At 54.7% G+C, this 11,130-nt stretch carries 10 protein-coding genes; 6 read left to right on the top strand and 4 right to left on the bottom strand.

Annotated elements, in window-relative coordinates; genetic code table 11:
* Positions 1 to 664: 664 nt before the first annotated feature.
* On the bottom strand, positions 665 to 1,456 hold the full coding sequence (locus BOW52_RS14385) for an enoyl-ACP reductase FabI (RefSeq protein WP_078484777.1): 792 nt from the start codon (positions 1,454 to 1,456) through the stop codon (positions 665 to 667).
* Positions 1,457 to 1,763: 307 nt separating this feature from the next.
* On the opposite strand from BOW52_RS14385, the gene BOW52_RS14380 reads away from it, so the two are divergent.
* Genes BOW52_RS14380 through BOW52_RS14365 form a run of 4 tightly spaced genes read left to right on the top strand, consistent with a single transcriptional unit; the run spans position 1,764 to position 7,714 of the window.
* A complete protein-coding gene (locus tag BOW52_RS14380) occupies positions 1,764 to 3,581 on the top strand; it encodes an extracellular solute-binding protein (RefSeq protein ID WP_078484776.1) in 1,818 nt (605 codons plus the stop codon).
* Positions 3,581 to 4,633, top strand: a complete 1,053-nt coding sequence (locus BOW52_RS14375) for a microcin C ABC transporter permease YejB (protein WP_078484775.1) — start codon at positions 3,581 to 3,583, stop codon at positions 4,631 to 4,633. Before BOW52_RS14380 ends, BOW52_RS14375 begins: the two co-directional genes overlap by 1 nt.
* 1 nt (position 4,634) lies before the next feature.
* Positions 4,635 to 5,663: an ABC transporter permease gene (locus tag BOW52_RS14370; protein ID WP_078484774.1), complete on the top strand. Its 1,029-nt coding sequence runs from the start codon at positions 4,635 to 4,637 to the stop codon at positions 5,661 to 5,663.
* 32 nt (positions 5,664 to 5,695) lie between these two features.
* Positions 5,696 to 7,714 carry an ABC transporter ATP-binding protein gene (locus tag BOW52_RS14365; protein ID WP_078484780.1) on the top strand — a complete coding sequence of 673 codons (2,019 nt, stop codon included), beginning with the start codon at positions 5,696 to 5,698 and terminating at the stop codon, positions 7,712 to 7,714.
* Here BOW52_RS14365 and BOW52_RS14360 read toward each other — a convergent pair.
* Positions 7,711 to 8,109, bottom strand: coding sequence for a hemerythrin domain-containing protein (locus tag BOW52_RS14360; protein WP_078484773.1), 399 nt, complete (start codon positions 8,107 to 8,109; stop codon positions 7,711 to 7,713). The genes BOW52_RS14365 and BOW52_RS14360 overlap by 4 nt on opposite strands.
* A gap of 115 nt (positions 8,110 to 8,224) precedes the next feature.
* On the opposite strand from BOW52_RS14360, the gene BOW52_RS14355 reads away from it, so the two are divergent.
* Entirely contained in the window at positions 8,225 to 8,611 is a 387-nt protein-coding gene (locus tag BOW52_RS14355) for a cupin domain-containing protein (protein WP_078484772.1), read from the top strand.
* Here BOW52_RS14355 and BOW52_RS14350 read toward each other — a convergent pair.
* Positions 8,563 to 9,129, bottom strand: coding sequence for a paraquat-inducible protein A (locus BOW52_RS14350; RefSeq protein WP_078484771.1), 567 nt, complete (start codon positions 9,127 to 9,129; stop codon positions 8,563 to 8,565). The genes BOW52_RS14355 and BOW52_RS14350 overlap by 49 nt on opposite strands.
* A 123-nt stretch (positions 9,130 to 9,252) precedes the next feature.
* On the bottom strand, positions 9,253 to 9,447 hold the full coding sequence (locus tag BOW52_RS14345; protein ID WP_078484770.1) for a hypothetical protein: 195 nt from the start codon (positions 9,445 to 9,447) through the stop codon (positions 9,253 to 9,255).
* Positions 9,448 to 9,852: 405 nt separating this feature from the next.
* Here BOW52_RS14345 and BOW52_RS14340 point away from each other — a divergent pair, with 405 nt between their 5' ends.
* Positions 9,853 to 11,124 carry a DEAD/DEAH box helicase gene (locus tag BOW52_RS14340; RefSeq protein ID WP_236725762.1) on the top strand — a complete coding sequence of 424 codons (1,272 nt, stop codon included), beginning with the start codon at positions 9,853 to 9,855 and terminating at the stop codon, positions 11,122 to 11,124.
* Positions 11,125 to 11,130: the final 6 nt, after the last annotated feature.

The raw sequence follows: 11,130 nt of genomic DNA, 5'->3' as shown, positions 1-11,130 counted from the left end.
CGGGGCGCCGTAGGCATAAACGGTCGCGTTAAGTATTTGCCGCTTGCTTGGGCTTGGACGCCCAAAACAAGCTTCCGCAAAAATAGCGACTCCCCGAGACTGCCTTAAGTGTGTACTGGTCATCTTCTACGTCTGCTAGCGTTGCCTTCGACGCGTGGAGCGTCGCTTTCATCGGTGGGACCGATTTCGTCTACGGTAAGATCAATGCCGGCTATGTACGGTTGGTGCGTGATGCGCGGTAGGCGCGAATCCTTATAGGGTGGCGGTCTCTAACGGAGTCTCTTCCGGCATCCTGCCTCACGGGGCATTGGCATGTCCCTGTGCGGCATCCATGCTTACCGAGACATTCGCACATCCATCTGCAGCAGAGTGATTTTGCTTTTTTGCTTTTTTGCTTTTTTGCGTTATTTGGGTGTGACGAAATAGTGGCGATCAGTGCAACAGGTACCGGGGTTGGGCTGGTGCCTAGCAAGGTCTCGCCTCAGGCCGTAGCCCGGATGTAACGAAGTGGAATCCGGGGTGTTGTTAGATGCGGTGAATCACCCCGGATTGCGTTGCACGCCATCCGGACTGCATGGCTAATCGAGCAGGTACTTGGTGAAAGCAGTTTTGGGTAATAAAAAAGGCGGCCGACTGGCCGCCTTTTAGGGTGTTGAAGTCGTAGCTATTCAACCTCACCAATCGCCATGCCAATGGTGTTGTAACCGCCATCGACGTAGGTGATCTCACCGGTGATGCCGGAGGCGAGATCGGAGCAGAGGAAGGCGGCTGTATTACCGACCTCCTGGATGGTGACGTTACGACGCATCGGGGTAACGGCCGCAGAGGCGTCAAGCATCTTACGGAAATTACTGATGCCGGAGGCGGCCAGGGTGCGGATCGGGCCGGCCGAGACGGCGTTTACACGCACACCCTGCGGCCCCATGGTCGAGGCCATGTAACGCACGTTGGCCTCAAGGCTCGCCTTGGCCAGTCCCATCAGGTTGTAGTTGGTGATTACCTTTTCGGCGCCGAGATAGCTCAGGGTCAGCAGTGCTGCATTCTCTCGCAACATCGGACGTCCCGCCTTGGCCAGTGCAGTGAAACTGTAGGAGCTGATCTCGTGCGCCTGGTTGAAGGTTTCACGGGTCACGCCCTCGACAAAGTCACCCTCCAGCCCCGCCTTATCGGCAAAGGCGATTGAGTGGACGATGATATCGAGTCCGTCGGGCCAGTGGGTCTTCAGTTCGGCGAAGAGCTTTTCGATCTCTTCATCGCTGGAGACATCGCAGGGGAGTACGATGTTTGAGTCAGCCTGGGCGGCGAATTTCTCGACGCGTGCCTTGAGCTTCTCGTTCTGATAGGTGAAGGCGATCTCTGCCCCCTCGCGGTGCATCGCCTCGGCGATACCCCAGGCGATTGAACGGTTGCTGGCCACGCCAGTGATGAGTGCTCGTTTACCCTGCATGAAACCCATAATTTCTCCCGGAATATTCTCAATATCTTGGTTAGCTAAACAGGTGCCGATACCGCTACAATGGGCTGAGGAACCTCTGATTAATTCGTGTTTCAGTTGCTATGAGCGAAAAATGGTCCACTACTGCGTTGCAGATCTTGAGAATAGCCAGCTATTCACTGCAATCTGCGCCTTGTATTGAACAATTTTTCATCTCATATCATCCTGTCCAGAATTAATCAGAGGTTACCTAACTGTTAAGCGTGTAATCATACAACCGAAGTGGGTTCCCGACTAGGTGAACCCCTGGAATAACAATAACTGCAACATGATCTCCTGGCGCCACCTGAACTATCTGCTGATGCTGCTCTCTCTGCTATCGATCCCATTCGGATTGCAGGCGGCACCCGCACAGGCGCTCGGCTATGAGCCGAAGTATCCACCCGGCTTCGATCACTTCGATTACGTCAACCCCGATGCACCCAAAACGGGCAAGCTGGTTCTCTCGGTGACGGGTAGTTTTGACTCCTTCAACCCCTACGTGCTCAAGGGGCTCTCGGCCGATGGGCTCACGCCGTTGATGATCGAGACGCTGATGGCCTCAAGCCTTGATGAGCCCTTCAGTCAGTATGGTCTGTTGGCAGAGGATGCAGCCCTGGCGGAGGATAAACGTTCAGTCACCTTCCGCCTGCGTCCCGAGGCGCGTTTTAACGACGGCTCGGTTGTCACCGCAGAGGATGTGAAGTTCTCTTTCGATTCATTGAAGGGAGAGAAGGGGCATCCGCAGTATCGCTTCTACTATGCCGACATCGAACGAGCGGTCGTGGTCGATTCACGCACGGTCCGTTTTGAGTTCACCAAGGTCAATCCCGAGCTGCATATGATCGCCGGACAGATCCCGATCTTCTCCCGCAACTGGGTGGGTGATAAGGCGTTTGATAAGGTGGCGATGGAACCACCGATCGCCAGCGGCCCCTACACGGTCGAGTCTTTCGACATTGGCAAGAACATCACCTACAGGCGTAATCCCAATTACTGGGGGCGCGATCTTAACGTGCGCCGGGGCATGTTTAACTTCGAGCGCATCACCTACAAATATTATCGCGATGCAACAGTGGCGCTGGAGGCTTTCAAGGCCGGTGAGTTCGAATTTATCCATGAGTACAACTCGAAGAAGTGGGCGCGAGACTACATTGGACCAAAGTTCCGCGATGGACGCATCGTAAAGCAGAACCTGAAACACAGTAATAACGCCGGTATGCAGGGTTTTGTCTTTAATCTGCGTCGTCCGTTGTTCAAGGATCTTCGTGTGCGTCAGGCGATCTCACAGGCGCTCGACTTCGACTGGTCGAACCGCAAGCTCTTCTATAATCAGTATGAGCGATGCGACAGCTATTTCAGTAATAGTGAGCTGGCCGCACGGGGCTTACCAGAAGGAGACGAGTTGGCCCTGCTTGAGCCGCTTCGTGACGAGCTGCGCCCCGAGGTATTCACAGAAACGTGGCAGCCTCCCACCACAAAAGCACCCGCAAGTCTGCGCAGCAATCTGCGTAAGGCCAAGGCGCTGCTGCAGGAGGCGGGTTGGGTCTATCGTGACGGTGCACTGCGCAACGCTAAGGGTGAAAAGTTTAGCTTTGAGGTGATCCTGGCGCAGAAGGGTTTTGAGCGCATACTCGCCCCCTTTGCACGTAATCTCACTAAGCTGGGTATCGAGGTGGAGTACCGCACTGTCGATATCGCCCTCTACCAACGTCGTATCGAGTCGTTCGACTTCGATATGGTGGTGGGTGGCTTTGGTCAGTCGCAATCACCCGGCAATGAATTGATGGGCATGTTCCACTCCTCCTCGGCGCAGCAGAAGGGGTCACGTAACACCTTTGGCATTGAAGCCCCGGCGGTCGATGCACTGGTCGATGCACTGATCTATGCCAAGGATCGCAGCGGGCTGGTCACCGCCGCACGTGCCCTCGATCGTGTGTTACTCAATGGCTACTACCTGGTGCCACACTGGTATATCGGCAGCCACCGTATCGCCTACTGGGATCGTTTTGGCATGCCGGAGAGTCTTCCGCTCTACTACAACGCCGATAGCTGGATGTTGGCCACCTGGTGGAAGCGTGCTGAAAAAACGGGAGCGACTAACTAGTGCTCGCCTATATCCTCAAACGTCTGCTACTGATGATCCCGACCCTGTTCGGAGTGATGCTGATCACCTTTGTCGTTATTCAGTTTGTACCGGGCGGTCCGGTTGAACAGCTGGTGGCGCAGATGAAGGGGCAGGGCGGTCATGGTGAGGCGAGTGCAGGTATCGAGGGGCTCTACCGTGGCGCCAAGGGGCTCGATGAGGAGCGCCTCAATGAGCTGAAGGCCTACTACGGTTTTGATAAACCGGCATGGCAGCGCTTTGGTGAGATGATCGGAAACTACCTGAGCTTCAATCTGGGCGAGAGCTACTATCACCACAAGACGGTGATGGAGCTGGTGGTCGACAAGCTACCGGTCTCGATCAGCCTTGGTCTCTGGACCTTCTTTATCACTTACCTCACCTGTATCCCACTCGGTGTCGCGAAGGCGGTGCGCGAGGGTACGCCGTTTGATGTCATCACCAGCACGGTAATCCTGATCGGTTATGCGATACCGGGTTTTGTGCTCGGTATTACCCTGCTGGTGCTCTTCGGTGGAGGTAGCTTCTACGATGTTTTCCCGCTACGCGGACTGGTCTCCGATAACTGGTCTGAACTACCGTTAATCGACCAGATCCTCGACTACCTCTGGCATATGGTGCTGCCGGTGACCGCCTCGGTAGTCGGTAGCTTTGCCGTCATGACCATGCTGACCAAAAACAGCTTCCTTGAGGAGATCCGCAAGCAGTATGTGCTGACCGCACGCGCCAAGGGGCTGACCGAAAATAGCGTGCTCTACCGCCACATCTTCCGCAACGCGATGATCCCGCTGGTGACCGGTTTTCCCGCTGCCTTTATCGGTGCCTTTTTTACCGGCTCACTGCTGATTGAGACGATCTTCTCGCTTGATGGTCTGGGGCTGCTCTCCTATGAGTCGGTGTTGAAACGTGACTATCCAGTCGTGCTCGGCACACTCTATCTCTTCACTCTGATGGGATTGATCGCCAAGCTGATAACCGATATCTGTTACGTCGTGATCGATCCGCGCATCCAGTTTGAGTCGGTTGAGCGCTGAGATGGCTGCGAATCCAAACCGCATGAGCAGTCGCGCCTGGCAACGTTTCAAGGCGAATCGACGTGGCTACTACAGTCTCTGGCTCTTCTCTATCTTGTTCCTGCTGAGCCTTATTGCTGAGGTGCTGTCGAACGACAAACCCCTGATCGTTCACTATCAGGATGAGTATTTCTTCCCGTTGATTGAGACCTATCCCGAAACACGTTTTGGCGGTGACTTTGCATCTGAGACAGACTACCTGGATCCCTTTATCCGAGATCAATTGAAAGAAGGTGGAAACTGGGCAATCTATCCGCCCAACCCCTACAGCTACAACACCATCAACTACTTCTCCGAGCTACCCAACCCGGCGCCACCCAGTGATGAGAATCTGCTCGGTACCGATGACCGGGGTAGGGATGTTGTTGCACGATTGATCTACGGCTTCCGTCTCTCGGTACTGTTCGCCTTTGCCCTGACGGTGGTTGGTACCCTGGTGGGTATGCTCGCTGGGGCACTGCAAGGTTACTTTGGTGGCCGCACTGATCTATTTGCGCAGCGCTTTATCGAAATCTGGAGCTCAATGCCGGAGCTCTATCTGTTGATTATCTTCGCCTCGATTTTCCAACCAAGTGTGGCGCTACTTATTATTCTATTGAGCCTGTTTGGCTGGATGGGACTGGCCGACTATGTGCGTGCCGAGTTCTTTCGTGGTCGTAACATGGACTACGTGGAGGCGGCGCGCAGTCTCGGTGTCTCCAACCGCACCATCATGCGTCGCCACCTGATGCCCAATGCGATGACACCCGTCATCACCTTTCTACCGTTCCGTATCAGCGGTTCGATTTTGGCGCTAACCAGTCTCGACTTTCTCGGTCTCGGTGTGCCGCCCTCGACCCCGTCACTGGGTGAACTGCTGGCGCAGGGTAAGGAGAACATCGATGCCTGGTGGCTCTCGATGACCACCTTCGGTGTATTAGTCGGGACTCTGGTACTACTGATCTTCATCGGTGAGGCGTTACGAGAAGCGCTCGATACGCGGCGGGGCTAATGATTTGAAACAGCTGATGGATGAATGTGTCGATGAGTGAGAGAGGTGAACCACTACTGCGTGTTGACGGGCTGCAGAGTTGTCTCGAGACAGGGCGTGGCACGCTGCGCGTAGTCGATGACGTCAGCTTTGAGATCGCGCGAGGCGAGACCTACGCACTGCTAGGTGAGTCGGGCTGTGGAAAGTCGATGACTGCACTCTCACTGCTGCGGCTGCTGCCCGAACCGGCAGGGCGAATTGTTGCTGGGCGGGTTGAGCTCGAGGGTGAGGAGTTACTCGGACACTCCGATGCAGCGATGCGTAAGGTGCGAGGTAATCGCATCGCAATGATCTTCCAGGAACCGATGACCTCGCTCAATCCAGTGATGGCTGTGGGTGAGCAGGTGGCTGAGGTATTGCGGCTACACAAGGGGTTAAATAGTGCGCAGGCAGCAGATCAGGTTGTTGAGCTACTCGATGCAGTCGGCATTCCCGATCCAGCACGGCGATATAAGGAGTTTCCTCACCAGCTATCTGGCGGTATGAAACAACGAGTGATGATCGCGATGGCGCTGGCGGGTGAGCCCGATCTGCTTATTGCCGATGAACCGACCACGGCACTCGATGTGACTATCCAGGCGCAGGTTCTGGAGTTGCTGCGCAAACTACAGCGTGAGCGTGGCATGTCGATACTACTCATTACCCACGATCTGGGTGTGGTGGCGGAGAATGCCGACCGGGTAGGTGTCATGTATGCCGGGCAGCTGGTCGAAGAGGCGGGGCGCGACGAGTTCTTCGCCCATCCGCAGCACCCCTATAGCCGCAAACTCTTTGAATCGCTGCCAAGCAAAGGTAAGCGGAACCAGCCTCTAGCCGTTATCGATGGCATGGTGCCGAGTCTTGATCGTCAGTTTAACCACTGTCGCTTTGCCGATCGCTGTCCCTCGGTAATGGATGTATGCCGAGGGCGTGTGCCTGAGTGGCGGGAGCAGGCGGCGGGCCACTCTGCGCGCTGTTTCCTCGCTGAGATGGGGAGTGAGGGGGCGTCGGTTGAGGTTGAGCTTCCACTCTCCAAGACGGATGAGAGTGTATCGGACGGCTCTCCACTGCTCGCAACAACCGATCTCAAGGTCCACTTCCCGATCCAGCGCGGTCTCTTCAAGCGCACCGTCGGTCACGTCTACGCCGTCGACGGTATCTCACTACAGATTCCCAAGGGGCAGACCCTGGCGTTGGTGGGGGAGTCGGGGTGTGGCAAGACCACCGTCGGTAAGGGTGTCTTGCAGCTGATCCGTCCCACTGCCGGTAGTGTGCAGTTCGACCAGCTGGAGCTGACCGAGCTGAGTAGCCGTGAGCTGCGTCAGCACCGGCGCAACTTCCAGATCGTCTTTCAGGATCCCTTCTCATCAATGAACCCGCGCATGCAGATCGGTGATGTGGTTGCCGAGGGGTTGATTGCCCAGGGATTAGTTACGAGTCGCACAGAGCGTGAACAGCGTGTGGCGGAATTGCTGAGCCAGGTGGGGCTTTCGCCGGAGATGGCTGATCGCTATCCACACGAGTTCTCAGGTGGTCAGCGTCAGCGCATCTGTATTGCTCGTGCCCTGGCGGTCAATCCGAAACTGATTGTCTGTGATGAGCCAACCAGCGCACTTGATGTCTCGGTGCAGGCACAGATCCTGAATCTTCTCAAAGAGCTGCAGCAGCAGTTCGGTATCTCGTTACTCTTTATTACCCACAACCTGGCGGTTGTTGGCTATCTGGCGCACGAGGTGGCGGTTATGTATCTGGGTAGGATCGTTGAGCAGGGGCGCGTTGATGAGGTGTTGGAGTCGCCGCAGCATCCCTATACACAGGCTCTACTGTCGGCAGTACCAGAGGTGGATGATGAGTTGCGCAGAGAGATCGTGCGTCTGGAGGGCGAGCTGCCCTCACCAGCTAATCCACCACAAGGGTGTCATTTTCATCCGCGATGCCCAAGGACGATGACGCAATGTAATGACTGCTATCCAACCGAGGTTCGCCTTGAGGGCGAACACCGGGTGGCGTGTCATCTGTTTGGTGAGGCTTAGGAGACTTTGTCGTACTCTGAGTAGAGCATCTTCTCTTCGGTGCTGATACGACGCTTTAGACGCGAGAAGAGTGCACCGATATCCTCTGCAAAGGCGCTGTCGGAAGTGGTGGTTGAGTAGCGGTCGAAGAAGGCGATCGCATCGGCGGTGATCTGCTCCATATCCTTGGCGAAGATCTTCAGATTGTTCTTCAGGCGGTTATCACTCTCAGCGGCCTTATTGAGTACCGGGTAGAGCTTTGCGTCCTCTTTCTGAAGATGACCAATTAGTGCGTTCTTGATGCTCATCAGGGTCTCAACCGCATCCTCAGATACGATACCCTTCCTCTTAACCTCTTCGAGTTTCTCAAGGACCCAGGCGTGGTCAGCTTTCAGTTCATCGGTCAGTGCAGACATTAACAATTCCTTATATTCACCATGATGTTAGTGTGGTTTTTATACTGGATTGGCAGCGATACGGCAAGATGAACCTTCTGCATAATTTGGTGACTATTAACGAGGCAATGATGCAATGGATAAAACGGTCAAATACAGTGCGGCTGAGACCTATCAGACCAAGGATGGGTCACTGATTCGAGAGCTGATGCATCCAGACCAGCACGGCAATCGCAACCAGAGTCTGGCCGAGGCCGAGGTCGGCCCGGGGGTGACAACGCTACTCCACTGCCATCATCAGAGCGAGGAGCTCTATCACATCACGGCGGGGCAGGGTTTGATGACGCTGGCTAATGATCAGTTTGATGTGGTTACGGGCGATACTGTCCATATCGCTCCGGGTGTGGCGCACTGCATCAGAAGCATCGGAACGAACCCCCTGAAGATACTCTGTTGCTCATCGCCGCCTTACAGTCATGAAGATACAGAACTGCTAGAGTCGCCGTCGTCTTCCCTCTCATGAGCGGGCGTATCCTGGGTCAGCTTGTTGCTCAAATGGACGACCCAACCTGTTGCGATCATCGTCAAGACGACTGAAAGGGTAAAGGCGTAGAGTCCATAGCGCATATCGACGTTGGCAATTGCGCCGAGCTTGACCGAAACTACCAGTAGCGCGACGACAAAGACATCTAGCATCGACCACTTGCCGTATAGATGCATCCATTGCAGATAGCGCTGAAGCCGCGCGCCATCACCCTCTTTCATTACTACCAATAGCATCAATACTCCAAGCTTCAGAAAAGGCATGATCACGCTGAAGAGGGTGATGATGCAGAAGAGAAATATCTGTCCCTCGCGCCAGAGTTGTTGCACCCCTGAGAGGACTGAGAAGGTGTTCTCAAACAGGTAGAACTTCTCCAGAGTGACGATGGGTGCAAGGAGGCCAAAAATCAGGGCGACAAGGGCAATGCCAATCAGTGTTTGTAGCAGAGTTGCATGGCGCGGAAAGTGGTGGGTGATAGATAGGGGTGGAGTGTTCATCGGGCCTATGTTACCGCAGAAGCCGTTGGGCTGAAGCTCGGATCGAGAGTGGTGTAGGCCTACTAATGAGCGTGACAGAGAAGAGGCGGAAAACCCGCTTTGTTTGTTATATGTAGTTAGGTGCTAAGCCCTTACATTGATGTTGTGACCGATGCGCGAGGTGGGATCGGGTGCAGCTGAGTTCTGCGCACTCGCGGCAGCCTGCGGTTTAGGCAGCGATGCGATCAGACTGAGTGCGGTGATGCCCTGTGACTGTATGGCGAGCTTTTTGGCCTGCGCTGCTGCGATGTCGTTACCGGGAATACTGATACTGTTCATCAAGCTACTCCAACACTATCTGCTGTACATATAACTATTAGCACACCTACCTTTGAGTGACACATTTACCATTCGATTCTGTGAAGATGCTCACAAAAGGGAGTTGATAGCTTATGAAGTGGAGCTGGGGTAGTCGTGAATAGGCCTGGCGTAGAGTCTCAATTTGTCCTCTCCTGGTATGACTCGCCTCACTCAGCTCTCTCGTAGCAACAGGATTACATTGCAGCGCTCGGTAGATGTGAAACAGCGAGAAGGCTATTGAAGGTTATTGTGCGGGACGGATAGGTAATTGAATAACATAACTATTGTTTCGAGTAGGGCTTGCTGAAGAACGATGCGCAGGCGTATATAAGGCAAAAATCTGCTAGAGTGCGCCCACTCTCCAACCGCTCGAGGGCTCTGCCGTTGTTCTCCAATCTCCCACTCAATGCGCGTCTACTCAAGGCGCTCAAGGCTCTCGACTACCAGAGCGCCACACCGGTACAGCTCAACGCGATACCTCCTGCACTAAAAGCGCAGGATCTGCTGGTAAGTGCCGAGACCGGTAGCGGTAAGACCGCAGCCTTCCTGTTACCAACCCTGCATCAACTGTTAGCCAATCGAGCACGTCGTGCGGGGGTGCGAGCACTGGTATTGGTGCCAACCCGTGAATTGGGCCGACAGGTCTATGTGCAGTGTCAGAAACTGTGCGAATTTACCGACCTGCAGACGCTGCTGATTACCGGTGGGGATGACTACAAAGAGCAGGTTAAGCAGCTGGAAGAGGGGCCTGCTGTGGTAATCGCTACCCCTGGCCGACTCTTCGATCACCTGAAGAAAGGCACCGCCAAGCTCAATGATCTTGAGGTGTTAATACTCGATGAGGCCGATCGCATGCTCGATATGGGCTTTGGCGATACGGTGATGAGTATCGCCAAGCGGAGTAGAAGAGAGCGTCAGACGCTGCTCTTCTCCGCCACTATCGAAAGGGGAGAGGTGGCAGCCATGGCCAGGCTACTGCTCGATGAGCCACAGATCATCACACTCGCCACCTCGCAGGATAAACACACCAACATCGAACAGCAGATGGTGTTGGCCGACGATGTGGCACATAAGGAACGGTTACTGCAGAGGCTGCTCTCTAATGATGAATACGGCAAGGCGCTGGTCTTTACCAACACCCGTGTTCAGGCCGACCGACTCGGCGGATTGCTGCGCAGCAGTGAGATCCGGACTGGCGTGTTACACGGTGATATGGATCAGGAGAAGCGCAACCTGGTAATGGATATGATCCGTCGCGGCAATGTTCAGGTGATGGTTGCCACCGACCTGGCGGCACGCGGTCTCGATGTGAAAGGGATCGATCTGGTTATCAATTTCGAAATGGCGCGTAGCGGTGATGACTATGTACACCGAATCGGCCGTACTGGACGGGCCGGTGAAAAGGGCGTGGCTATATCGTTAATTGACCATAACGAGTGGAATCGAACCGCCGGTATCGAACGCTACCTCAAACAACGTTTTGAGCGCCGTGAGATCGAGGGGTTAGTAGCGACCTATAAGGGCCCGAAAAAACAGAAGGCCTCCGGTAAGGCGGCTGGTAGTAAAAAACAGAAGCTGGCTCGTAAAAAGAGCAAGGTGAAAAAACGTCTGCGCGATAAGAAGAGTGTTGGCAAACGACGTAAACCAAACAAGTGAGTATGA

Source organism: Solemya pervernicosa gill symbiont, assembly GCF_002020875.1.
Taxonomy (GTDB): domain Bacteria; phylum Pseudomonadota; class Gammaproteobacteria.
Note: the sequence above shows the minus strand (reverse complement) of the source record. Positions and strands in the feature narration are given on the sequence as shown.